Genomic DNA, 21,570 nt, shown 5'->3' on the forward strand with positions numbered 1-21,570 from the left:
GCCCGCGGAGCGCTGAGTCATGACTCGGCGTCGCGGGTCCGCGTGGCGCGACGTGCTGCCGGGCCCGCTCTGGATGGTCTTGCTGGCAGTGCTGCCGTGGTGGCTTGGGCTGCCCCTGTTGCTGGCGCTCGCGGCGTTGGCCTGGTTGCTGGAGGAACGTCTGACCACGGCGCATGCCGGGTTGATTCGCCGCGCGTTGCGCTGGGGCTTGCCCGGCATGTTGTTCGCATTGCAACGGAGTCTGGGGGGTGACGCCTTCGCCTGGGGCGCAGCCCTGCTCGGCGCGCTTGCCGGATATACCCTGCTGGCCGGCCTCGAAGCATGGCTTGACCGAGAGCTGCGCCGCGCGCCCGCTGGTGCACCCACGCCGGAGTGGCCGGAGTTGGCACTGGCCCCAGCGCGCATCATCGAGTTGCAACCCGTGCAATGGCAGCGCGTGAACGACGAGCTGCTTGATCCGCTGGGTGGGCACATCAGCTGCGTCGAGGGTGTCTGCAGATTTGCCACGGGAGAATCCCTGGAGGGCGTAGACGATGCCGTGGCTTTCAGCCCCTCGGGTCGCTGGCTGGTGGCTCGCCTGAGCGACGGCCGCACGCTGCTGTTGTGGGATCGCCAGCGCGGTCGGCGACACCGCTTGCGTCGCTGGCAAATGGTTGGCTGGGACGGCGAGCAGCCATGGTTGAGCCGCGGAGACGACACGCTGCCGCTGGCCTTGCCGGCAGCGCTCGGCGAGGATGACGAGGAAGCCGATTTGCCCGGGTGACCGATGCCCTCGGCACTTTGATGCGTGAGGTTTTACGTTCACGCGTCACCGCGCATACTTGTTCGATGGATACCCCCGCATTCCACCGCTCTCCGTTTGCGCTTCCGCTCAGTGTGGTCGTGGTATGTGCCGATAGTGGCCCCGCTCTGCGCGATTGCGTTCGCAGCGTTCTGGCCAGTCCCATGGCGCTGGAATTGCTGTTGGTGGACAACGATTCGCATGACGGCGTGCCCGAGGCGATCGCGCGTGCGCATGCACACGACACCCGGCTCAAGGTCATCTACAACAAGGCAAACCTCGGCTTCGGTCCGGCCGTGAACCTGGCCGTGCGGCAGGCCCACGGCGATGCCTTGCTGGTGCTCAATCCCGATTGCGTTCTGCAAGACGGCGACCTGCAGCGGCTGGTGGGGCTGCTGGTGGGCAAACCGAAGGTCGGGCTGATCGGGGCGGTGGTCTGCGACGCCGATGGACGCGCTGACCCGGCATCCTGGCGGCGCGATCCGCTGCTGCAACGTTCGCTCAACAGCATGCTCAACCGCTCCGGCGAAAAGGTCAACGTGGAGGGTGAGATCCCGCCGCGGCTGATCGAAACCGAGGCCGTGTCCGGCGCGTTGATGCTGATGCCGCGTGCGTTGTTCCAGCGAATCGGCGGCTTCGACGAGGACTACTTCCTGCACTGCGAGGACCTGGACCTCTGTCGGCGCGTGCGCGACATCGGCTATCAGGTGTGGCTGGCCGGGGATATTCGCGTGCATCACGGCAAGGGAAGCTCCAGCCGGCATCGGCCGGTCTTCGTCAGCCGGCACAAGCATCGCGGCATGTGGCGATGGTTCCGCAAGCACGATCCGGCAGCCGGGAATCCGCTGGTTTCGGCCGCGGTGTGGCTGGGCATCTGGGCGCACTTCGCGCTGCAAGTCCCCGGTCAGTTGGGGCGGTTGCTGTTGCTCAAGGCGCGGCGCAGCACCCAGGCCATCGACAACGATTGAGATATGACATCCGCGGGCGTGTTTGCGCTACCGTGCCCGCCTCACCGCCCCTTGATTCCCTCCCATGTCTTCCACCATCCGCGGCCTGACCACGCTAGCCACCCTGGGCCTTGTCGCGATGACGGCGGTCTGGGGCTCGACGTTCGTGCTTATCAAGGACGTGATCGGTCGGATGCCGGTGGCGGACTTCCTCGCCGTGCGTTTCGCGATCGCCGCCGCGGCGATGCTGCTGTTGTTCGCACGACCGGTGTGGCGGCTGGGCCGGCAACAGGTGCTGCGTGGCCTGCTGCTTGGCGTGGTCTACGGTGTCGGCCAACTGCTGCAGACCTGGGGGTTGTCGCTGATCGCGCCCAGCGTGAGCGGCTTCGCCACCGGCATGTATGTGGTGTTCACGCCGATCCTGGCGATGCTGCTGCTCGGCCAGCGGATGGCCGGCATCGTGTGGATTGCCGTGCTGCTGTCCACGCTCGGCCTGGGCCTGTTGTCGTTGAACGGCGTGTCAGTGGGTCCGGGCGTATGGCTGACGCTGGCGTCCGCGGTGATGTACGCGCTGCATATCGTGCTGCTCGGCCAGTGGTCGCGACAGGGCGAGGCGTTCGGCTTGTCTGCGGTGCAAATGGTGGCGATCGCCACCGTGTGTCTGCTCGCCACCGCGCCGCACGGCCCGGTGTTGCCGCCTGATCGCAGCGCGTGGTTCGCCGTGCTGTACATGGCGCTGATCGCCGGCGCCGGCGCGATGCTGATGCAAACCTGGGCGCAGTCCCACCTCCCAGCGGCGCGTGCGGCCATCGTGATGACCACCGAGCCGGTCTTCGCCGCGGGCTTCGCCGTATTGCTGGGCGTGGATGCGCTGAGCTGGCGCATGTTGGCCGGTGGCGGCTTGATCCTGGCGGCGATGTATCTGGTCGAGCTGATGCCGCGGCGGCAGGGTGAGGCCGAAGCCGAAGCGCCGCCCGCCGAGGCTATCCATCACGAAGTGTAGGGCCGCGTTATTTCGGCGTGCGTGGCTGCAGCGCGATGCGCACCAGATAAATGATGATGGCGACATTGCCGACCAGGGTGGCCAGCTTGAGCCAACCGAAGTGGTAGAGCGTTTCGTACAGCTCCAGCGGAATCAGCGAGCCGGTGGCGATCACCGTGAACCATTCCGCCCAATGCTTGCCCAGCCACAGGCCGATGCCCTCGATGCCGAACAGCACCGCATAGCCGAGCGCCACCAACCCCACGGCGACGAACTTGCTCGGCCCGAACTCCTGCAGCCATTCCACCAGTTTCCAGCGCAGGCCGTTGCTGTCCGCCAGCGAAAGATGTTCCAGCCAGTGCACCAGCCGATCGAAATTCTGTTCACGGTAGAAATGGAACGCCATCGCCGCGACCAGCAGCAGGCACAGCGTCTTGATGATTTCGTAGATGGCGATGACGCGCAGGCCGGCATGGCGCTGCGCAGGCATGGCGGCTGCGCGGTTCTTTGGGGTCATGAATGCTGGGCTGGACAGGCAATCTGACCATTGTCCTCTCTTGCGCGCAGATCGCCAGTGCGCGTCGACCGGCGAGGGTGTTGACCGATGCAGGAACCGGCGGGCGCGGGTTCCTGCCCGGAGAGGTCAGCAGCAGCGCCCGCCGCCGCCCTTGTAGCGGGCTTCCTGCCGCTCGCGAAAGAACTCGTCGTAGCTCGGCACCTTGCGCTCGGGATGGTGCTCGCGCAGGTGCTTCACGTAGATGTCGTAGTCGGGAATGCCGCAGCACAGGCGGGCGGTTTGCACCGCCCACTTGCGTACGGACTGGAAGGTCGCGTTCATCACGTCTTCCTCAGTTGACCACGCTGCTCAGCGCCACATAGGGCTCTTCGTGCGCGGTGGGGTGGTCGGTCTGCCACGCCCGGATCAGGGCCCGCAGGCAGAACAGCACCATGACCACGATCAGCGCCATGAACAGGCCGGTGAGTGCCATGTCCACGTAGTTGTTGGTGACGATCTGCTGCATGGTGGCCTGGGTCTTGGCCGGCGCCAGCAACTGGCCTTGCTGCATGGCGGCGTTGTACTTGTTGGCAGCGGCAGTGAAGCTGATCGGGCCGACCAGTTTCTGGTAGCCGGCGGTGAGCGTGCAGACGATCAGCCACAACGCCGGGATGCCCGGCACCAGCACGTAGCGCTGGCGCTTGAGCTTGACCACCACCACGGTGGCCAGCATCAGCGCGATCGCGGCGAGCATCTGGTTGGCGATGCCGAACAGCGGCCACAAGGTGTTGATGCCGCCCAGCGGATCGACGGCACCCTGGTAAAGGAAGTAGCCCCACAGGAACACGCAGATCGCGGTGGCCAGCAGATTGCCCGTCCAGGAGGTGGTTTCCTGCAGCGGTTTGTGGATCAGGCCGGCGATCTCCTGGATCATGAAGCGGCCCACGCGCGTGCCGGCGTCGACGGTGGTGAGGATGAACAAGGCTTCGAACAGGATCGCGTAGTGGTACCAGAACGCCATCATGCCGCCACCGGGCAGGATGTTGTGCAGCAGCTGGGCCATGCCAACGGCCAGCGTCGGTGCGCCACCGGCGCGGCTGAGGATGGTGCTTTCACCGATGTCCTTCGCGGTGCGGATCAGTTCGTCCGGCGTCACCACGAAGCCCCACTGGCTGATCGTGGTGGCCGCTTCCTGCACCGTGGTGCCGATGATCGCGCTGGGCGAGTTCATCGCGAAGTACACGCCGGGGTGCAGATAGGTGGCGGCGATCAGCGCCATGATCGCCACGAACGCCTCCATCAGCATGCCGCCGTAGCCGACCATGCGTGCCTGGCCTTCATTGGCGAGCAGCTTGGGCGTGGTACCGGAGGCGATGATCGAATGCCAACCGGAGACCGCACCGCAGGCGATGGTGATGAACAGGAACGGGAACAGGTTGCCGGAGAAGACCGGGCCACTGCCGTCGATGAAGCGGGTGACCGCCGGCATTTGCAGGTCCGGTGCAGCGATCAGGATGGCCAGCGCCAGCAAGGCGATGGTGCCGATCTTGAGGAAGGTGGACAGGTAATCGCGCGGCGCCAGCAGCAACCATACCGGCAGCACCGAGGCGCAGAAGCCGTAGGCGATCAGCAGCCAGGCCAGTGCCTTGGCGTCGAAATCGAACATCGGCCCCAGCGTGGCCGAGTCGGCCACGAACTTGCCGAACCAGATCGACGCCAGCAGCAGGATAAGGCCGATCACGGACACTTCGAGAATGCGTCCCGGACGGAACCAGCGCATGTAGCCGCCCATCAGGAACGCGATCGGAATCGTGCAGGCCACGGTGAAGGTGCCCCACGGGCTGTGCGTGAGCGCCTTGACCACCACCAGCGCGAGCACCGCCAGCACGATCATCATCAGCACCAGCACGCCAACCATCGCCACGATGCCGGGCACCGGGCCCAGTTCCTCACGCAGCATGTGGCCGAGCGAACGGGCGTCGCGGCGCAGCGACAGGCCCAGAATCATGAAGTCCTGCACGGCGCCGGCAAATACCACACCGAACAGAATCCACAGCGTGCCGGGCAGGTAGCCCATTTGCGCGGCCAGTACTGGGCCGACCAGCGGACCGGCGCCGGCGATCGCGGCGAAGTGGTGACCGAATACCACCCACTTGTCGGTGGGCACGTAATCCAGGCCGTCGTTGCGCAGCACCGAAGGTGGCGCTCGGGTCGGATCCAGTCTGAGCACGGAGTGCTCGATGAACTTGCCGTAGAAGCGATAGCCGATCGAGAAAACCGCGATCGAGGCGGCGACCAGCCAGATCGCGTTGACCGGCTCGCCGCGTCTGAGCGCGACCACACCGAGGCAAACCGCCCCGACAATGGCGATGGCGACCCACAGGATCTTGCTGGCCGGGCTGGGCTTGGGCATGACGGCGGCTTGCATGGATGAGCTCTCCTCGATGGCTCCCCAAGGGTCTGCCCGTACGCCACTGCGGTCAATCCCAAAACCGTTCAAGCCGCATTAGCCATTGGTCGAATGGCACAAGCTTTGTGATCGCGTCATGCGGCGTCGACGGGACTACACTGGCCGCACTGTCGACCAGAAGGAATTCGTCATGCGTACTGCCATTCGCCACAGCCTGCTTGGTCTTGCTCTCGCGGCGGCGGTGGTGCCGCTGACGGCGCTGGGTTCAGGCCAGTTCAAGGAACTGTTGAACAAGGTCAAGCAGTCCACGCACGGCACCCATGCGTCGCAACTGAGCAGCAACCTGCCCACCGGCGACATCGCCGCCGGTCTGAAGGAGGCGCTGGCCAAGGGCACCACCAACGCGATCAACAGTCTTGGCCGCGACGGCGGCTTCTGGAATAACAGCAAGGTGCGCATTCCGTTGCCGGGCAAGCTTGAACAGGCCGGCAAGCTGGCGAAGCAGTTGGGACAGGGTGCCAAGGTCGACGCGTTCGAGTTGAGCATGAATCGCGCGGCCGAGAAGGCGGTGCCGCAGGTGGCCCAGATCTTCGGCGACGCGATCCGCAAGATGACGCTGAGCGACGCACGCGGCATTCTTGCCGGCGGCGACCACGCGGCCACCGACTTCTTCCGTCGCGTGGCCGGAGATGCGCTGACCGCGCGGATCCATCCGATCGTGGCGAAAGCTACCGAGAGCGTCGGCGTCACCCAGAAGTACAAGTCATTCACCGCCGGCGGCATGGGTGGTCCATTGGGTGGCGCGCTCGGCGCATTCGGCGGCAGCAAGTCGGGCACGGGCGGCAGTGCGCTGGACCTGGACGACTATGTGACGAGGAAGACGATCGATGGCCTGTTCACGGAAATCGGCGCCGAGGAGCAATCGATCCGTACCAATCCTGGCGCGCGCACCACCGAACTGTTGAAGAAAGTGTTCGGCGGTCGCTGAACGACCGCCGGGCGTGGCCTTGTGTCGGTGCGACCAAGGCCACACGAAGGGGAGAGGTTCCCAGCGCGAGGCTCCCGCATGATTCGTGAAATCCTGAAGATGGGCGACCCGCGCCTGCTGCGCATCGCCCCGACCGTGCCTGCGGGCATGGTCGGCAGCGCCGAACTGGATGCCCTGATCGCCGACATGTTCGACACCATGCACGCCGCTGATGGCGTGGGCCTGGCGGCGCCACAGATCGGTGTCGATCTGCAGCTGGTGATCTTCGGCTTCGACAACAACGACCGCTACCCCGATGCGCCTGCCGTACCACGCACGATCCTGCTCAATCCGGTGATCACGCCGGTGTCGCAGGACATGGAGGACGGCTGGGAAGGCTGCCTGTCGGTGCCCGGCTTGCGCGGGGCGGTGAGCCGCTACAGCCTGATCCGTTACCAGGGCATCGACCCGCAGGGCGCGCGCATCGACCGCACTGCCGAAGGTTTTCATGCCCGCGTGGTGCAGCACGAATGCGACCATCTCATCGGCCGCCTGTATCCCTCCCGGATCACCGATTTCAGCCAGTTCGGCTATACCGATGTGCTTTTCCCGGGGCAGGATTTGGGGGACGACGGATGAAAGCCCTCTGGAATGGCATCGTGCTCGCCGAAAGCGACGATATCGTCGTGGTCGAGGGCAATCCGTACTTCCCTGGCGCCTCGCTGAAGCGCGAGCATTTTCGCGAAAGCGAGCATCACAGCATTTGCCCCTGGAAGGGCACGGCAAGCTACTACGACGTGGTCGTCGGTGATGCGGTGAATGCCCAGGCGGCGTGGTATTACCCGCAGCCCAGGGAGGCTGCCGTGGAGATTGCCGGCCGCGTCGCTTTCTGGAAGGGCGTGCGCGTGATCGACTGAGTCGGCAGTTGCCGCTGGCGTAATGCTCGTTGATGATGCGGCAGATCATTCATGCGTCCCTGATTCATGCAGACAGTGGCAGCAAGCTCGCGGAACTCGCTTCCGGCGACCCTCCGCAACCCTGGTATCGACCTGCTGCGCGGTCTGGCGATCGTGCTGGTGGTCTTCAACCATCTCGGTCTGCGCATTCCCCTGAAGCAGACGGTGCTGGCCGACTTCGTGCCGGCGTGGTTCCTCAGCCGCCTGAACTACAACGGCTATGAGGCGGTATTCGTGTTTTTCGTGATCTCCGGCTTCCTGATCGCGGGCAACGCGCTGCGTCGCTGGGGCAGCCTGCAGCGGATCGATTTGCGCGTGTTCTATGCGCGACGCTTCGCCCGCATCATGCCGTGCCTGCTCATCCTGATCGCCGTGTTGAGCGTGCTGCATCTGCTTGCCGTGCCGGAATACACCATCCGTCGTCCGGGCCAGTCGTTGCCGGGCGCGATCTGGGCCGCGCTCGGCCTGCATCTGAACTGGTACGAGGGGCACAAGGGATATCTGCCGGGCAACTGGGATGTGCTGTGGTCGCTGTCGATCGAGGAAGTGTTCTACATCGGCTTTCCACTGGCCTGCCTGATGACACGGCGACGCTGGGTGCTGGTGTCATGGCTGGCCTTGCTCGCGTTGTCGATGCCATGGACGCACGCTGCCCTGCGCAGCAACGAGATCTGGCAGGAAAAGGCTTATCTACCCGGGATGTCGGCCATTGCCATTGGCGTGCTGGGCGCACTGGTGGCATCCGCGTGGCCACTGCCGTCGCGACGCACGAGCATCCTGCTGGGAGGGTGTGGCGCGATCGCCCTGACGGCCACAACAATCTATGGCGCGTGGATGTGGAGCCTGCTTCGCGATGGCTACCTGCTGTTGCTGGCCGTGTCGGCGCTATGCCTGTTGCTGGCGTGCGACCAACGTCAACGACGTGGTCCGTGGCGAGCATGGCGAGGGTTGGACTGGATGCGTTCCTGGGGGCGGCTCAGTTACGAAATCTATCTGACTCACATGTTCGTGGTGTTTGCGGCAGTACGGCTATTTCGACTGACTGGCGGCGATCTGCGTGGAGGGTTCCTGTGGTATCTGGTAACCCTGCCAGTCTGCTGGCTGCTTGGCGCGGCGGTGGAACGCTGGCTTTCGGTACCTTGCGAGCGCTGGCTCCGTGCAAGGCTGCTGGGCAGGGTTGGAACGCCGCATGCCGCGCCGGTAGTCGTGACGTCCGACGGCTGACGGGTGTGGTCAGCCGGCAGCTTCCCGTTCCAGGCGACAGCGCGCTTGTTAATGAAGCCTTTCGGCCGGATTCGGCCTGCGCCTGGTACCGCCTCTCCGCTCAAGCATGCGGCGGTGTGGACGATATCTTGACCAAGACGCGTGTAGTTTTGCTGCAGGCACTGTGGATGCCTTGCCCGCCCGATCACCGCGTGGTGGATGTCAGCACGACGACTTTTGACGCGCGGACTCGCGCCTGAAGCGGTTTTGAATGAAATTGAGGATTGGCCCATCGGCCCCATGAAATACGGCACCAACCCGCCCTCGCGACACCACGTCGATTGGGACGATCCCGAGTTGAAGTCCCTGCTTGAAAAGACGGCGGGTTGGGCGCTGGACAACCGCGGCGTGTTTTCCCCGGTGGCGTGCGAGCTGTACGTGGGCTGGGGCGCAGGAACGGCCAAACCCGCGACACTGGTGTTCGAGCGCGAAGGTTCGATGGTGGTCGAGGCCGCCTTCATCATTCCGCAGGGCGAAAACGTGCGCATCGACTTCGTCCAGGCAGGCGAACGGAAATCGAAGTGGGGCCTTGTCGTGGATGGACGCCCGGGGCGTCGGGCAGATGATCAGGCCAATGGCATCCATGTCTACTGGGTGCACATGCGCTGAGGTGTTCCCGATGGGGAGATTCCCGTGGCGTTGAGACGGGAGCATGTTCCGCGTGTTCGGGCCTTCCCTGGCCCGGATGCTCGAGCGATTCGTGGCGCGGTCAGTGCTTTTCCGCCGGCGCCGCCTGTTCCTTCTCCGCGGCTGCGCTTGCCGAGGCGGCGTCGTCGAATCGCCACGCCGGCTTGTTGGTGCCGTCGAAGTCCAGATTGGCACGTGGCCGGCCGTCCTTGCCGTTGATCTTTATCTGGGCCGTGTTGGCATCGGTACCAAATTCAATCGCCGAGTCCTGCGCCTTGGGATCGCCGTAGTTGATGTACATCCCGGCAAAATTCTCCTTGTCATCGATCATCAGGCCGATTCCCTCGTACGGCGGCGTGGCGCGATCGAGCGCGAGCCCGACGCGTCCGGTACCCATGAAAGCCATGCCGCCGCGCTCACTGCCCTTCGTGTCGTAGAGCGTCATCCCGTAATTGTTGTCATCGCCTCGGCGCTTGTAGGTCTTGCCATCGATATGCAGTGTGGGAAGTTGCCCGAGTGCAAGGCGATCGGCGCCGGTCTCGCCGAGGAAGATGATGCCGTCAGAGGCATCATCCTTGCGTGTGCGGCTTTTGCTGAGCGGTACCGGTGCGCCGATGAGGATGCGATCGCGACCCTGCGCATCAGTGATCACCAAGCCCTGTGCATGCAGGATCGTGTCCGCTTTGGCGGGCGCCTGTGGTTTACGCGACAAGGACATCGCGGCCAGCGCGATCACCGCGAGCAAGGCGATGATCACCAGCACGCGCAAGCGCCCCACCTCGCCTTGCAGGCGATTCCAGTCTTCCACGCGTATGGCGGTTTGCTCAGACATGCATTGCTCCTTGAGGTCAGTGGGGTCTGCACGCGGGAGGAGGCGACAGTGCGCCAGTCAGCGGGCAGGTCTGAAGATTACTGCGATGCCGCGTTCACCGTAGCGAATGACAACATGGAATGACAGGGCATGGCGTAGAGTGGGGTAGGGGCGGAATCCCGCCCGGGAGAAGTTCGGTGAAGAAAGAAGATGAAACGCACATGCAGATCGTGTCTGCCGATATCAGTTCGGAATCACTTACGGGCATGGTGATTTTTCGCCCGCATTGCGTGTCGCGCGCGGGGCGCAACGTGGCTGAGCTGGGCAAGAGCGGCAACTGGTATGCCTTGCGCCCCGCCGAGGTGCGCAGTTTTGCGCGCGCGTTGCTTGATGCAGCGGATGCGCTGGATCTGAAAACGAAGATGCAGCACGCGGCAAAGTCCGCCGCGGTGTGATCGATGCGCCGGCGACTTGCCGGCGCATGAGCTCTCAACCGTGCCGATGACGGTTGATGGTGTCGCGCAATTCGCTGGCAGCAGCCCGCGCGGCCAGCGCGAAGTGCTCGTCATGACCGGCGTAGAGAATCGCCCGTGACGAGCTGATCATCAGGCCGCTGCCGTCAGCCGTGCGACCGTGCTGCAGCACCGCTTGCACGTCACCACCCTGGGCACCGATGCCGGGCACCAGCAGTGGCATGTCGCCGACCACGGCGCGCACCTTGCCCAACTCCTCCGGCCAGGTGGCGCCCGTGACCAGGGCGCAATTGCCGTTCGCATTCCAGTCGCGCGCGATGGTTTCGGCCACGCGCAGATACAGCGGCGAACCACCGCAATCCAGCGCCTGGAAGTCCGCGCCACCCGGGTTGGAGGTGCGGCACAGCAGGATCACGCCCTTGTCGGCGCGATCGAGGAAGGGCTGGATCGAATCACGGCCCAAGTACGGGTTCAGCGTCACCGCGTCCGCACGATAGCGATCGAACGCCTCGGTCGCGTAGTGCTGCGCGGTGGAGCCGATGTCGCCGCGCTTGGCGTCGAGGATCACCGGCACACCGGGATGCCTGTCATGGATATGCGCGATCAGCCGTTCCAGCGCGTCTTCCGCGCGCAGCGCGGCGAAGTGCGCGATCTGCGGCTTGAATGCGCATACCAGGTCGGCAGTGGCATCGACGATGGCGGCACAGAACGCGAACACCGCGTCCGGCGTGTCACGCAGATGCGCGGGGAACTTCGCCGGTTCCGGATCGAGGCCGACGCAGACCAGTGAGTCGTGGTCTTTCCAGGCCTGTTGCAGTGACTGCATGAAGTGCATCGAGATCTCCTCATCGCCTTTTACTCCCTCTCCCCTCTGGGGAGAGGGTTGGGGTGAGGGGACAATCTTGCGTCGTCGCTGGATGGTGGTGCTGTTCTCTTGGGAGATCGAGGTCAGCTGTGGCCCCGCACCTCAATCCTCTCCCCGGAGGGGAGAGGAGGCAAACGCAAAGAGCCGTACTCAAGCCAGCTTCTTGTACTTCACCCGATGCGGACGCGCGCCTTCGTCGCCGAGGCGACGCTTCTTGTCGGCTTCGTACTCGTTGTAGTTGCCGGGGAAGAACTCCACGTGCGAGTCGCCTTCGAACGCGATGATGTGCGTGGCGATGCGGTCGAGGAACCAGCGGTCATGCGAGATCACGATCGCGGAGCCGGGGAATTCCAGCAGCGCATCTTCCAGCGCGCGCAGGGTTTCCACGTCCAGATCGTTGGAGGGCTCATCGAGCAGCAGCACGTTGCCGCCCTGCAGCAGGGTCTTGGCCATGTGCAGGCGACCGCGCTCGCCACCGGACAGGCTGCCGACGATCTTCTGCTGGTCGGTGCCCTTGAAGTTGAAGCGGCCGATGTAGGCGCGCGACTGGATCTCGAAGTTGCCGATGGTGAGGATGTCCGAGCCGCCGGACACCTCCTGCCACACGTTGTTCTTCGGGTCGAGCGCGTCGCGTGACTGGTCGACATAGGCCAGCTTGGTGGTGTGGCCCAGCTTCACCTCGCCGGTGTCCGGCGTTTCCTTGCCCATGATCATTTTCATCATGGTGGATTTGCCGGCACCGTTCGGGCCGATCACGCCGATGATCGCGCCCGGCGGCACCTTGAACGACAGGTCCTCGATCAGCACGCGGTCGCCGAACGACTTGGTGACGTTCTTGAATTCGATCACTTCCTGGCCCAGGCGCTCGCCCGGCGGGATGAAGATCTCGTTGGTTTCGTTGCGGCGCTGGTAGTCGACCGAGTTCAGCTCCTCGAAGCGGGCCAGACGGGCCTTGCCCTTGGACTGGCGGCCCTTGGCGGCCGAACGCACCCATTCCAGCTCCTTGGCGATCGCCTTCTGGCGCGACTTCTCGGAGCTGGCTTCCTGCTTCAGGCGGGCATCCTTCTGCTCCAGCCACTCGGTGTAGTTGCCCTTCCACGGAATGCCGCGGCCGCGATCGAGTTCCAGAATCCACTCGGCGGCGTTGTCGAGGAAGTAGCGGTCATGGGTGACCGCCACGACGGTGCCGGCGTAGTCGTGCAGGAATTTCTCCAGCCAGTCCACCGATTCGGCGTCCAGATGGTTGGTCGGCTCGTCCAGCAGCAGCATGTCCGGCTTGGACAGCAGCAGGCGGCACAGCGCCACGCGGCGCTTCTCACCACCGGACAACGGCCCGATGATCGCGTCCCAGGCCGGCAGGCGCAGCGCGTCGGCGGCCACTTCCAGCTGGCGCTCCAGCGCGTGGGCGTCGTTGGCGGCCAGCAGGTTCTCGAGCTTTTCCTGCTCCTTGGCCAGCTTGTCGAAATCCGCGCCTTCCTCGGCATAGGCGGCGTAGACCTCTTCCAGCCGCTTCTGCGCGTCGAGGATCTCGGCGACGCCTTCCTCGACCACTTCACGCACGGTCTTGTCAGGATTCAGGTCCGGCTCCTGCGCCAGGTAGCCGATCTTGGTGCCCGGCTGCGCGCGCGCCTCGCCCTGGAAGTCGGTGTCCACGCCGGCCATGATCCGCAGCACGGTGGACTTGCCCGCGCCGTTGACGCCGAGCAGGCCGATCTTGGCGCCGGGGAAGAAGCTGAGCGAAATGTCCTTGATGATCTGGCGCTTCGGCGGGACCATCTTGCTGACACCGTTCATGGTGTAGATGTACTGCGAGCTCATGCAACCTCCGAAAGCGGGCGCCGCGTCGCCGGCAAGGCGGCTGCGGAAAGGGAATTCATCAAACCGCGCATTATAAGTCAGGAGGGGTCAGAGTGCCTTTTCGTCGAGACGAAAAGGCACTCTGACCCCGGCCCTGGCGGCTTGCTGGCCGCAAAGGTGCGGCAGCGCTACACTTTCCGGCTAAACCCGCTCCCCACTTGCCGAGGCCAGAATGTTTCCGAAGAACTGCACGATCGCCGGTTATGACGACGAACTGGCCCAGGCCATCGCCGATGAAGGCAGGCGCCAGGAAGATCACGTCGAGCTGATCGCCTCGGAAAATTACGCCAGCCCGCGAGTGATGGAAGCGCAGGGCTCCAAGCTGACCAACAAGTACGCCGAAGGTTATCCGGGCAAGCGCTACTACGGTGGCTGCGAGTACGTCGACGTGGCCGAGAAGCTGGCGATCGAGCGCCTGAAGCAGTTGTTCGATTGTGATTACGCCAACGTGCAGCCGCATTCCGGCTCCCAGGCGAACCAGGCGGTGTATCTGGCCCTGTTGCAGCCGGGCGACACCATCCTGGGTATGAGCTTGGCCCACGGCGGGCATCTCACCCACGGCGCCAAGGTCAATGTCTCGGGCAAGCTGTTCAACGCGGTGCAGTACGGTGTCGACGAGAACGGCTTGATCGACTACGACGAAGTGCAGCGCCTGGCCACCGAGCACCAGCCGAAGATGTTGGTCGGCGGTTTCAGCGCCTATTCGCAGGTGGTCGACTGGGCGCGCATGCGCCAGATCGCTGATTCGGTCGGCGCGATCTTCTTCGTCGACATGGCCCACGTTGCCGGCCTGATTGCCGCCGGCGTATACCCAAGCCCGCTGCCGCACGCGCACGTGGTCACCTCGACCACCCACAAGACCCTGCGCGGTCCGCGCGGCGGCCTGATCGTGGCCAAGGGCGCTGGCGAAGAGATCGAGAAGAAATTGCAGTCGATCGTGTTCCCCGGCATCCAGGGCGGCCCGCTGATGCACGTGATCGCGGCCAAGGCCGTGTCGTTCAAAGAAGCACTGGAGCCGGCGTTCAAGGCGTACCAGACCCAGGTGGTGAAGAACGCCAAGGCCATGGCCAAGGTCTTCATCGAGCGTGGCTACAAGATCGTCTCCGGCGGCACCGAGAACCACCTGATGCTGGTCGACATGATCGGCAAGGAAGTTACCGGCAAGGCGGCGGAAGAGGCGCTGGGCAAGGCCCACATCACCGTCAACAAGAATGCCGTGCCGAACGATCCGCGCAAGCCCTTCGTCACCTCCGGCCTGCGCGTGGGCACGCCAGCGGTCACCACCCGCGGCTACGCGGAAGCGGACTGCATCGAGCTGACCAACTGGATGTGCGATGTGCTTGACGCGCCCGAAGACGAGGCGGTCCTTGCCCGTGTCCGTGATGCGGTGACGGCGCAGTGCAAGAAATTCCCGGTATACGGTTGAGAGCGAGAAGTGAGTGAGGAGTAGTGAGAAGTGAGAGAAAGCAGACGCTGATGCTTCGTTTCTCACTTCTCTACCCTCACTCCTGACTTTATGCATTGCCCCTTCTGCCAGCACGAAGACACCCGCGTCATCGACTCGCGCCTGACCGAGGACGGCAGCAGCGTGCGCCGTCGGCGGGAGTGTCCGCAGTGCGGCGAGCGCTTCAATACCTACGAGACGGCCGAGTTGAAGTTGCCGGCCATCGTGAAGAGCGGTGAGCGGCGCGAAGCGTTTGACGAGCGCAAGCTGCGGGTGAGCTTCGAGCGTGCGCTGCAGAAGCGCCCAGTTTCCAGCAACGATGTGGATGCCGCCGTGCGTGCGATCATCAACGACTTGCGCCGCAGTGGCGAGCGCGAAGTGCCATCGCGCCAGCTCGGTGAACTGGTCATGCGTGAGCTGAAGAATCTGGATCAGGTCGCTTACGTCCGCTTCGCCTCGGTCTACCGCAAGTTCGAGGACGTGCAGGCCTTCCGCGAGGAGATCGAGAGGTTGGAACGTGATCTGCCGGGCCTGTCCGAGCTGCAGTTGCCGCTGCTCGGTGGCGGGAAACGCGAAGGCAAATGACGCCTGTGGACAGGGTGCGTTCCTACAAAGGCGCCGCATCGTGACCGGTTCCTTTTCGGCTGTTGATCACATCAACATGGCGCACGCCTTGTGCCTGGCCGAGCGTGGCCTCCATACGACCCAGCCGAATCCGCGCGTGGGTTGCGTGATCGCACAGGGCAACGAGGTGATCGGTGCGGGCTTCCATCAGCACGCTGGCGAGCCGCACGCGGAAGTGTTCGCGCTGCGCGATGCCGGCGGAGCAGCGCGCGGTGCCACGGCTTATGTGACGCTGGAACCGTGCGCGCATCACGGGCGCACGCCGCCCTGCGCTGATGCGCTGATCGCCGCTGGCGTGAGACGCGTGGTGATCGCCAGCGAGGATCCGTTTCCGCAGATCAATGGTCGCGGCATCGACAAGCTGCGTGCAGCCGGCATCGCCGTCGAGTCCGGCCTGCTGCGCGAAGCGGCACGCGAATTGAATATCGGCTTTTTCAGCCGGATCGAGCGTGGTCGCCCGTTCGTGCGGGTGAAGCTGGCGATGAGCCTGGACGGGCGCACCGCGCTGGCCGATGGCGAGTCCAAGTGGATCACCGGCGAAGCGGCGCGAGCCGACGTGCAGCGTTGGCGCGCGCGCAGCTCGGCGATCCTCAGCGGTAGCGGCACGGTGCGGGCGGACAACCCACGACTTACCGTGCGACTGCCTGCTGACGACGCCTTCTGCCCGCCGTTGCGGGTGGTGCTGGACCGTCAATTGCGCACGCCTTCCGGCAGTCATGTGCTGGACGGTTCGACATCCACCTTGCTGTTGCACGCCGCCAACGCATCCTGCGCGGACGATCGCTTCGCACGGGTCGAACGAGAGGTGGTGGCGACCAGCGGCGACGCCATCGACCTGCATGCCGTGCTCGCCCTGCTGGCGGAGCGCGGCTGCAACGAGATCCATGTCGAGGCCGGCCCCACCTTGTGCGGTGCGCTGTTTGCCGCCGGCCTGGTGGACGAACTGCTGCTGTACATCGCGCCGCTGCTGCTGGGTGACAGCGCCCGACCGCTGCTGCAATTGCCCTCGCTCACCGACATGGCGCAGCGCTGGCAGCTCCGGGCGCTTGACCAGCGCCAGCTCGGCGCGGACTGGCGCCTGCGATTGCGCCCGGCCTGATCATCCCGGTGTTGCGCGCCGCGGAACACTGCATTCGCCATGGCGTCATGCGATCGCACACTGCTGCGGTGCTAGAATTCGCCGTCGGCCTCGGCCGGCAACCATGCACAACGTCTTCAGGGCGGGGCGAAATTCCCCACCGGCGGTAGGTTGAAAGGCTCACGCCTGACAACAAGCCCGCGAGCGCTTCCGGCCAGGCCGGAAGGTCAGCAGATCCGGTCAGATGCCGGAGCCGACGGTTGAAAGCGGGCAACCGCTTTCTCACAGTCCGGATAAAAAGAAGACGGCACGGCGCAAGGCCTCGCGGCGCTGCGCCTGGCCTCATGCCTGGAGGCGTACTCGCTCACACCACGCGGGATACGTTTCATGAAAAGCCATGCACCCAGGCGATCGATCGCCCTCCTGGCGGAGGCGCGCTGATGTTCACCGGCATCATCCAGACGGTAGGCCGCATCGTGCGGCTCGAACCACGAGGTGGCGACGTGCGCCTGCACGTCGATACCGCCGACCTCGACCTGGCTGACGTGCAGCTTGGCGACTCGATCGCCGTCTCCGGCGTCTGCCTCACCGCGATCACGCTGGCGGCGCGCGGGTTCAGTGCCGATGTCTCCAATGAAACGCTGTCGTTGACCTCGCTGGGCCAGCTGAAAGCCGGCGATCCGGTGAATCTGGAGAAGGCCTTGCGGCTGGCCGACCGCCTCGGCGGGCATCTGGTGTCCGGCCACGTCGATGGCCTCGGCAAGGTGGTCTCGATCACCCCCGATGGCCGTTCGCAGCGCTGGACGTTCGAGGTGCCAGCGGCGATTTCACGCTACATCGCCGCGAAAGGCTCGGTCTGCATCGACGGCACCAGCCTCACGGTCAACGAAGTCGCGGGTCATCGTTTCGGCGTCAACCTGATCCCGCACACGGTTGAGCACACCGCATTCCACGCGCGTCGCGTCGGCGACGCGGTGAACATCGAGGTGGACGTCATCGCACGCTATGTCGAGCGGCTGTTGTCCAGCGGCGAGACGCCGCGGCTGGATGAAAACTTCCTCAAGCAACACGGCTTCGCTTGAAGGCGAGGAGTGAGTAGGGAGGAGTGAGAAGTGAGAGGGAGCATCTCGATTCGATGCCGCGGCTTTCTCTCACTCCCCACTCCTCTCCAATCACTTCCTTCCTTGCGATCAGATCAAAACTCCCTGGACTCCCTCATGCCTTTCAACACCATCCCCGAAATCCTCGAAGACATCCGCGCCGGCCGCATGGTGGTGATCCTCGATGACGAAGACCGCGAGAACGAAGGCGACCTGATCATGGCCGCGCAGATGGTGCGGCCGGAGGACGTCAACTTCATGGTGCGCGAGGCGCGCGGCCTGCTGTGCCTCACCCTGACCGAGCAGCGCACGCGCCAGCTCGGGCTGCGTCCGATGGTCAGCGACAACACGTCGTCGTACCACACCAACTTCACTGTCTCGATCGAGGCGGCCGAGGGCGTCACCACCGGCATCTCCGCGCATGACCGCGCCCGCACCATCCAGGTGGCGGTGAAGTCCGACGCGAAGCCGCAGGATCTGGCCCAGCCTGGCCACATCTTCCCGCTCACGGCGCAGCCCGGCGGCGTCTTGACCCGCGCCGGTCACACCGAGGCGGGCTGCGACCTGGCCGCGCTGGCTGGCCTGGAACCCTCGGCGGTGCTGATCGAGATCCTGCACGAGGACGGCTCGATGGCGCGTCGTCCGGAACTGGAAATCTTCGCCCGGAAGCACGGCCTGAAGATCGGCAGCATCGCCGAGTTGATCCGCTATCGCCTGGAAACCGAGAAGACCGTGCAGCGCGTGCATGAGGAAGCGGTGGAAACCGAGTTCGGCCCGTTCCGGCTGGTGGCCTATCGCGACGTGATCCGCCGCGGCCTGCACTACGCGCTGGTGCGTGGAACGGTCGACGATGGCGCGCCGGTGCTGTCGCGCGTGCATGTGCGCAACACGTTGTCCGACGTGCTGCACCTCAAGCGCGACGACCTCGGCCTCACCGTCACCGCCGCGCTGCGCCGGATCGCCGACGAGGATCGGGGCGTGTTGCTGGTGCTGTCCGGCGAAGACACTCCCGAAGCGCTGCTGGCGCGCCTGCAGGGCCAACCCAGCAGCCAGGCCCCGGAAGATGCGCAACAACAGGAATGGCGCCAGCTGGGCCTGGGCGCGCAGATCATGGGCGATCTGGGCGTGCGCAAACTGCGCGTGCTGGGTACGCCGCGCAAGCTGGTCGGCCTGGCCGGTTTCGACCTGGAAGTCGTCGAGTACGTTTGAGCCATCTACCGCAGGGCGGGCGTGAACGATGGCATGCAGTACCCGTCCTGCGCAGAACGAGACTTCGGGGTGTCTGCCTCGATCCATCATCACCGTGGCATGGTTGTGCCTTGCCGCTGCCGCATAATCCAGCTTTCATTCATCGACCATGCCCATGTCTGAAACCCGCATCCGCCTGATCGCCCCTTCCGGCTACCCGCACGATCGCGCGGCGATGAGCCGGGGTGTCGAGCGCCTGCAGGCTGCGGGTTGCAGCGTGAGCGGGTTGGAGGTGCTTGATCGCACCGAGCAGCGTTACGCCGGCAGTGATGCCGAGCGGGCGGCCGACCTCAACGCGCTGGCGACTCTGGACAACCTGCCGGATATCGCGTTGGCGATTCGCGGCGGCTACGGCGCCACGCGCTTGCTGGCGAGCCTGAACTATGACGCGCTGCGTGAGCGGCTGGTCGGCAGCAATACGCTGCTGGTCGGCTACAGCGACTTCACCGCGCTGCAGCTGGCCCTGCATGCAAAAACCGGCCTGACCACCTTCAGCGGGCCGATGCTTGGCGCCGATTTTGGCGCAGCCACACTCAGTGACTTCACCTGGCGCCACTTCTGGGACACCGTGCGGGCGCCGTCCAGCGAACTCGAGTGGCCGACGACCGCAGAGGCGGAACTCGACGTGGAGGGTCCGTTGTGGGGCGGCAACCTGGCCGTGTTGTGCAGCCTGATCGGCACGCCGTACTTCCCGAAGATCGAGGGTGGCATCCTGTTTGTCGAGGATGTCGGTGAACCGCCGTTCCGGATTGAAAGACTGCTGTATCAGCTGCATCTGTCCGGTGTGCTCGGTCGCCAGCGCGCCCTGGTCCTGGGCGACTTCAGCCAGTGTCGCGCGGCGGACTACGACAACGGCTATGGCCTCGCCGACAGTTTCGGACAGATCCGCCGGGCTAGCGGCCTGCCGCTGGTCGACGGCCTGCCGGCCGGCCACGAGCCGGCCAAGTTCACCCTGCCGTTTGGCGTGTCGGCTCGGCTCAGCGTCTCCGACGGCACGGCCCGGCTCACCTTCAGTGGCTATCCGCATCTGTCGCCAGGCCACTGAGCGAGTACCTGCAAAGCAGGACAACCCACCCACGCCAAGCAGGACGGCGGGCAAACCCGTAAAATGGCCGGTCTGCATGGGCCACGCGTCCAACCAAGGAAATCTGCAATGAAGATCATCGAAGGCGATTTCGCCACGCCCAAGGGCCGTTTCGCCATCGTCGCCGGCCGTTTCAACGGTTTCGTGGTCGAGCCGCTGGTCGCCGGTGCCCGCGACGCGCTGGTGCGCCACGGCGTGAAGGACGACGCGATCGACCTGGTTCGCGTGCCGGGGGCGTGGGAAATCGCGCTGGCCGCGCACAAGCTGGCGAACTCCGGCAAGTACGCCGCGGTGATTGCGCTGGGCGCGGTGATCCGCGGTTCCACCCCGCACTTCGATTTCGTGGCCGGCGAATGCGCCAAGGGCCTGGCCCAGTCCGCGTACAGTTCCGGCGTGCCGGTGGCGTTCGGCGTGCTGACCACCGACAGCATCGAGCAGGCGATCGAGCGCTCCGGCACCAAGGCCGGCAACAAGGGTGCCGACGCCGCGATCGCCGCGCTGGAAATGGTCAACCTTTACGGCCAGCTCGCATGAACCAGCACCCGACTGGCCTGGACATGCAGGCGCGTTCGCGTGCCCGTCGCCGCGCACTGCAGGCGCTTTACGCGTGGCAGCTCTCCGGCAGCCACATGAACGCGGTGATCGACCAGTTCCGCCATGAGCAGGACATGGAGATTGCCGACCTGGAGTACTTCGAGGATCTGCTGCACGGCGTGGAGAAGAACGTCGACGCGCTCGACGAAGCGCTGCGCCCGCACATCGACCGTGAAGTGGCCCAGGTCGATCCGATCGAGCGCGCGGCCTTGCGTCTGGCCGCCTATGAATTGAAGTTCCGCCCCGACGTGCCGTATCGCGTGGTCATCAATGAAGCGATCGAGGTGACCAAGCGCTTCGGTGCCGATCACGGCCACAGCTACGTCAACGGCGTGCTGGACAAACTCGCCAGCGAGTTGCGCACCGTGGAAAAGCGCGGCTGATGCCGCCGTCCGGCGTGGAGCCGGGGTCGCCCGACCCGGTACCCCGGATCGAGACGCCGCGGCTGCGGCTGCGCGGTCATCGCGCCGATGATCACGCCGCGTTGCTGGAGATCTGGTCGGATCCGGTCGTGGTACGCCATATCGGCGGCAAACCGTCCACGCCTCAGGAAGCCTGGTTGCGCTTGTTGCGCTATCCGGGACTGTGGTGCGTGCTGGGCTACGGTTATTGGGCGATCGAGGAGAAATCCAGCGGTCGCTGCATTGGCGATATCGGCTACGCGGATTTCAAACGAGACATCACGCCGCCGCTCGATGGCATGCCCGAGCTGGGTTGGGTGCTGGCTGCGGACAGCCATGGCAAGGGCTATGCCAGCGAGGCGTTGGCGGCGGTGATGGCATGGGGTCGCGCGCATCTGGGCAGCCACACCGCGGTGTGCATCATCGACCCGGAAAACACCGCGTCCATCCGGCTTGCCACCAAGGCCGGCTTCACGCTTCAGCAGCAGACCACCTACATGGGCGACTCCGTGCTGCTTTTCACCTGCCCGGATTCCGTTTTCCCTTCATCACCGAGGTAGCC

24 protein-coding genes and 1 riboswitch are annotated in these 21,570 nt (G+C 65.0%); of the genes, 18 read left to right on the forward strand and 6 right to left on the reverse strand.

Translation table 11 applies throughout. From position 1 onward, the window contains the following. The first annotated feature begins 19 nt into the window (after positions 1 to 19). The 3 genes from ACVWWQ_RS08330 (at position 20) to ACVWWQ_RS08340 (ending at position 2,731) form a co-directional block, all read left to right on the forward strand. The gene (locus tag ACVWWQ_RS08330; RefSeq protein ID WP_133948163.1) at positions 20 to 763 is read left to right on the forward strand and encodes a hypothetical protein; all 744 of its coding nucleotides are present in this window, start codon (positions 20 to 22) and stop codon (positions 761 to 763) included. A gap of 65 nt (positions 764 to 828) precedes the next feature. Continuing rightward, the gene (locus ACVWWQ_RS08335) at positions 829 to 1,749 is read left to right on the forward strand and encodes a glycosyltransferase family 2 protein (RefSeq protein WP_133948161.1); all 921 of its coding nucleotides are present in this window, start codon (positions 829 to 831) and stop codon (positions 1,747 to 1,749) included. A gap of 64 nt (positions 1,750 to 1,813) precedes the next feature. Continuing rightward, the gene (locus ACVWWQ_RS08340) at positions 1,814 to 2,731 is read left to right on the forward strand and encodes a DMT family transporter (RefSeq protein ID WP_133948159.1); all 918 of its coding nucleotides are present in this window, start codon (positions 1,814 to 1,816) and stop codon (positions 2,729 to 2,731) included. A 7-nt stretch (positions 2,732 to 2,738) separates the two neighbouring features. Here ACVWWQ_RS08340 and ACVWWQ_RS08345 read toward each other — a convergent pair whose 3' ends face one another. The 3 genes from ACVWWQ_RS08345 to ACVWWQ_RS08355 form a co-directional block, all read right to left on the reverse strand. Then, positions 2,739 to 3,200 (reverse strand): DUF2127 domain-containing protein, encoded by a 462-nt coding sequence (locus ACVWWQ_RS08345; protein WP_457383358.1) that lies wholly within the window; start codon positions 3,198 to 3,200, stop codon positions 2,739 to 2,741. A 153-nt stretch (positions 3,201 to 3,353) separates the two neighbouring features. Further along, on the reverse strand, positions 3,354 to 3,548 hold the full coding sequence (locus tag ACVWWQ_RS08350; RefSeq protein WP_099652652.1) for a YbdD/YjiX family protein: 195 nt from the start codon (positions 3,546 to 3,548) through the stop codon (positions 3,354 to 3,356). Between the two features lie 10 nt (positions 3,549 to 3,558). Then, positions 3,559 to 5,634 carry a carbon starvation CstA family protein gene (locus tag ACVWWQ_RS08355; RefSeq protein ID WP_133948155.1) on the reverse strand — a complete coding sequence of 692 codons (2,076 nt, stop codon included), beginning with the start codon at positions 5,632 to 5,634 and terminating at the stop codon, positions 3,559 to 3,561. Positions 5,635 to 5,806: 172 nt separating this feature from the next. Between ACVWWQ_RS08355 and ACVWWQ_RS08360 the strand changes: the two genes are divergently transcribed. The 5 genes from ACVWWQ_RS08360 to ACVWWQ_RS08380 all read left to right on the forward strand — a co-directional run bounded on the left by ACVWWQ_RS08360 (position 5,807) and on the right by ACVWWQ_RS08380 (position 9,411). Next, on the forward strand, positions 5,807 to 6,604 hold the full coding sequence (locus ACVWWQ_RS08360; RefSeq protein ID WP_133948153.1) for a DUF4197 domain-containing protein: 798 nt from the start codon (positions 5,807 to 5,809) through the stop codon (positions 6,602 to 6,604). A gap of 78 nt (positions 6,605 to 6,682) precedes the next feature. After that, positions 6,683 to 7,222 carry a peptide deformylase gene (gene def, locus ACVWWQ_RS08365; RefSeq protein WP_099652650.1) on the forward strand — a complete coding sequence of 180 codons (540 nt, stop codon included), beginning with the start codon at positions 6,683 to 6,685 and terminating at the stop codon, positions 7,220 to 7,222. Then, the gene (locus tag ACVWWQ_RS08370; protein ID WP_133948151.1) at positions 7,219 to 7,500 is read left to right on the forward strand and encodes a DUF427 domain-containing protein; all 282 of its coding nucleotides are present in this window, start codon (positions 7,219 to 7,221) and stop codon (positions 7,498 to 7,500) included. The genes def and ACVWWQ_RS08370 overlap by 4 nt, the downstream gene beginning before the upstream one ends. A 66-nt stretch (positions 7,501 to 7,566) precedes the next feature. Then, positions 7,567 to 8,763 carry an acyltransferase family protein gene (locus tag ACVWWQ_RS08375; RefSeq protein WP_133948149.1) on the forward strand — a complete coding sequence of 399 codons (1,197 nt, stop codon included), beginning with the start codon at positions 7,567 to 7,569 and terminating at the stop codon, positions 8,761 to 8,763. 279 nt (positions 8,764 to 9,042) lie between these two features. Beyond that, a complete protein-coding gene (locus ACVWWQ_RS08380) occupies positions 9,043 to 9,411 on the forward strand; it encodes a hypothetical protein (protein WP_133948147.1) in 369 nt (122 codons plus the stop codon). Positions 9,412 to 9,511: 100 nt separating this feature from the next. Here ACVWWQ_RS08380 and ACVWWQ_RS08385 read toward each other — a convergent pair whose 3' ends face one another. Further along, a complete protein-coding gene (locus tag ACVWWQ_RS08385; protein ID WP_133948145.1) occupies positions 9,512 to 10,261 on the reverse strand; it encodes a hypothetical protein in 750 nt (249 codons plus the stop codon). A 200-nt stretch (positions 10,262 to 10,461) separates the two neighbouring features. Here ACVWWQ_RS08385 and ACVWWQ_RS08390 point away from each other — a divergent pair, with 200 nt between their 5' ends. Then, on the forward strand, positions 10,462 to 10,695 hold the full coding sequence (locus tag ACVWWQ_RS08390) for a hypothetical protein (RefSeq protein ID WP_099653336.1): 234 nt from the start codon (positions 10,462 to 10,464) through the stop codon (positions 10,693 to 10,695). A gap of 34 nt (positions 10,696 to 10,729) precedes the next feature. Here the strand turns inward: ACVWWQ_RS08390 and pyrF are convergent, their stop codons facing one another. Continuing rightward, positions 10,730 to 11,548, reverse strand: a complete 819-nt coding sequence (gene pyrF, locus ACVWWQ_RS08395) for an orotidine-5'-phosphate decarboxylase (RefSeq protein WP_133948143.1) — start codon at positions 11,546 to 11,548, stop codon at positions 10,730 to 10,732. 180 nt (positions 11,549 to 11,728) lie between these two features. Continuing rightward, positions 11,729 to 13,396 carry an energy-dependent translational throttle protein EttA gene (gene ettA / locus ACVWWQ_RS08400; RefSeq protein ID WP_099652644.1) on the reverse strand — a complete coding sequence of 556 codons (1,668 nt, stop codon included), beginning with the start codon at positions 13,394 to 13,396 and terminating at the stop codon, positions 11,729 to 11,731. Between the two features lie 211 nt (positions 13,397 to 13,607). Between ettA and glyA the strand changes: the two genes are divergently transcribed. The 9 genes from glyA (at position 13,608) to ACVWWQ_RS08445 (ending at position 21,568) form a co-directional block, all read left to right on the forward strand. Next, complete coding sequence (glyA, locus tag ACVWWQ_RS08405) at positions 13,608 to 14,861, forward strand: serine hydroxymethyltransferase (RefSeq protein WP_133948141.1); 1,254 nt, start codon at positions 13,608 to 13,610, stop codon at positions 14,859 to 14,861. Positions 14,862 to 14,951: 90 nt separating this feature from the next. Next, on the forward strand, positions 14,952 to 15,464 hold the full coding sequence (gene nrdR / locus ACVWWQ_RS08410) for a transcriptional regulator NrdR (protein ID WP_099652642.1): 513 nt from the start codon (positions 14,952 to 14,954) through the stop codon (positions 15,462 to 15,464). A gap of 76 nt (positions 15,465 to 15,540) precedes the next feature. Then, a complete protein-coding gene (gene ribD / locus ACVWWQ_RS08415; RefSeq protein WP_133949313.1) occupies positions 15,541 to 16,602 on the forward strand; it encodes a bifunctional diaminohydroxyphosphoribosylaminopyrimidine deaminase/5-amino-6-(5-phosphoribosylamino)uracil reductase RibD in 1,062 nt (353 codons plus the stop codon). A gap of 108 nt (positions 16,603 to 16,710) precedes the next feature. Beyond that, a riboswitch (FMN riboswitch) is annotated at positions 16,711 to 16,891 on the forward strand. A 130-nt stretch (positions 16,892 to 17,021) separates the two neighbouring features. Next, on the forward strand, positions 17,022 to 17,663 hold the full coding sequence (locus ACVWWQ_RS08420) for a riboflavin synthase (protein ID WP_133948139.1): 642 nt from the start codon (positions 17,022 to 17,024) through the stop codon (positions 17,661 to 17,663). Between the two features lie 135 nt (positions 17,664 to 17,798). After that, complete coding sequence (gene ribBA / locus ACVWWQ_RS08425; protein WP_099652639.1) at positions 17,799 to 18,890, forward strand: bifunctional 3,4-dihydroxy-2-butanone-4-phosphate synthase/GTP cyclohydrolase II; 1,092 nt, start codon at positions 17,799 to 17,801, stop codon at positions 18,888 to 18,890. A 154-nt stretch (positions 18,891 to 19,044) separates the two neighbouring features. Next, positions 19,045 to 19,974, forward strand: a complete 930-nt coding sequence (gene ldcA / locus ACVWWQ_RS08430) for a muramoyltetrapeptide carboxypeptidase (RefSeq protein WP_133948137.1) — start codon at positions 19,045 to 19,047, stop codon at positions 19,972 to 19,974. A 108-nt stretch (positions 19,975 to 20,082) separates the two neighbouring features. Further along, positions 20,083 to 20,547 carry a 6,7-dimethyl-8-ribityllumazine synthase gene (gene ribH / locus ACVWWQ_RS08435; RefSeq protein ID WP_133948135.1) on the forward strand — a complete coding sequence of 155 codons (465 nt, stop codon included), beginning with the start codon at positions 20,083 to 20,085 and terminating at the stop codon, positions 20,545 to 20,547. After that, positions 20,544 to 20,990, forward strand: coding sequence for a transcription antitermination factor NusB (nusB, locus tag ACVWWQ_RS08440; protein ID WP_099652636.1), 447 nt, complete (start codon positions 20,544 to 20,546; stop codon positions 20,988 to 20,990). Before ribH ends, nusB begins: the two co-directional genes overlap by 4 nt. Next, on the forward strand, positions 20,990 to 21,568 hold the full coding sequence (locus tag ACVWWQ_RS08445; RefSeq protein WP_133948133.1) for a GNAT family N-acetyltransferase: 579 nt from the start codon (positions 20,990 to 20,992) through the stop codon (positions 21,566 to 21,568). Before nusB ends, ACVWWQ_RS08445 begins: the two co-directional genes overlap by 1 nt. The last annotated feature ends 2 nt before the right edge of the window (positions 21,569 to 21,570 follow it).

The sequence above is a fragment of the Rhodanobacter sp. TND4EL1 genome, assembly GCF_054061035.1.

Excerpts from the sequence above, each read along its gene's own strand:
- ACVWWQ_RS08330 (WP_133948163.1), top strand. The coding sequence starts at position 20 with ATGACTCGGCGTCGCGGGTCCGCGTGGCGCGACGTGCTGCCGGGCCCG.
- ACVWWQ_RS08335 (WP_133948161.1), top strand. The coding sequence starts at position 829 with ATGGATACCCCCGCATTCCACCGCTCTCCGTTTGCGCTTCCGCTCAGT.
- ACVWWQ_RS08340 (WP_133948159.1), top strand. The coding sequence starts at position 1,814 with ATGTCTTCCACCATCCGCGGCCTGACCACGCTAGCCACCCTGGGCCTT.
- ACVWWQ_RS08345 (WP_457383358.1), bottom strand. The coding sequence starts at position 3,200 with ATGCCTGCGCAGCGCCATGCCGGCCTGCGCGTCATCGCCATCTACGAA.
- ACVWWQ_RS08350 (WP_099652652.1), bottom strand. The coding sequence starts at position 3,548 with ATGAACGCGACCTTCCAGTCCGTACGCAAGTGGGCGGTGCAAACCGCC.
- ACVWWQ_RS08355 (WP_133948155.1), bottom strand. The coding sequence starts at position 5,634 with ATGCAAGCCGCCGTCATGCCCAAGCCCAGCCCGGCCAGCAAGATCCTG.
- ACVWWQ_RS08360 (WP_133948153.1), top strand. The coding sequence starts at position 5,807 with ATGCGTACTGCCATTCGCCACAGCCTGCTTGGTCTTGCTCTCGCGGCG.
- def (WP_099652650.1), top strand. The coding sequence starts at position 6,683 with ATGATTCGTGAAATCCTGAAGATGGGCGACCCGCGCCTGCTGCGCATC.
- ACVWWQ_RS08370 (WP_133948151.1), top strand. The coding sequence starts at position 7,219 with ATGAAAGCCCTCTGGAATGGCATCGTGCTCGCCGAAAGCGACGATATC.
- ACVWWQ_RS08375 (WP_133948149.1), top strand. The coding sequence starts at position 7,567 with ATGCAGACAGTGGCAGCAAGCTCGCGGAACTCGCTTCCGGCGACCCTC.
- ACVWWQ_RS08380 (WP_133948147.1), top strand. The coding sequence starts at position 9,043 with ATGAAATACGGCACCAACCCGCCCTCGCGACACCACGTCGATTGGGAC.
- ACVWWQ_RS08385 (WP_133948145.1), bottom strand. The coding sequence starts at position 10,261 with ATGTCTGAGCAAACCGCCATACGCGTGGAAGACTGGAATCGCCTGCAA.
- ACVWWQ_RS08390 (WP_099653336.1), top strand. The coding sequence starts at position 10,462 with ATGCAGATCGTGTCTGCCGATATCAGTTCGGAATCACTTACGGGCATG.
- pyrF (WP_133948143.1), bottom strand. The coding sequence starts at position 11,548 with ATGCACTTCATGCAGTCACTGCAACAGGCCTGGAAAGACCACGACTCA.
- ettA (WP_099652644.1), bottom strand. The coding sequence starts at position 13,396 with ATGAGCTCGCAGTACATCTACACCATGAACGGTGTCAGCAAGATGGTC.
- glyA (WP_133948141.1), top strand. The coding sequence starts at position 13,608 with ATGTTTCCGAAGAACTGCACGATCGCCGGTTATGACGACGAACTGGCC.
- nrdR (WP_099652642.1), top strand. The coding sequence starts at position 14,952 with ATGCATTGCCCCTTCTGCCAGCACGAAGACACCCGCGTCATCGACTCG.
- ribD (WP_133949313.1), top strand. The coding sequence starts at position 15,541 with ATGGCGCACGCCTTGTGCCTGGCCGAGCGTGGCCTCCATACGACCCAG.
- ACVWWQ_RS08420 (WP_133948139.1), top strand. The coding sequence starts at position 17,022 with ATGTTCACCGGCATCATCCAGACGGTAGGCCGCATCGTGCGGCTCGAA.
- ribBA (WP_099652639.1), top strand. The coding sequence starts at position 17,799 with ATGCCTTTCAACACCATCCCCGAAATCCTCGAAGACATCCGCGCCGGC.
- ldcA (WP_133948137.1), top strand. The coding sequence starts at position 19,045 with ATGTCTGAAACCCGCATCCGCCTGATCGCCCCTTCCGGCTACCCGCAC.
- ribH (WP_133948135.1), top strand. The coding sequence starts at position 20,083 with ATGAAGATCATCGAAGGCGATTTCGCCACGCCCAAGGGCCGTTTCGCC.
- nusB (WP_099652636.1), top strand. The coding sequence starts at position 20,544 with ATGAACCAGCACCCGACTGGCCTGGACATGCAGGCGCGTTCGCGTGCC.
- ACVWWQ_RS08445 (WP_133948133.1), top strand. The coding sequence starts at position 20,990 with ATGCCGCCGTCCGGCGTGGAGCCGGGGTCGCCCGACCCGGTACCCCGG.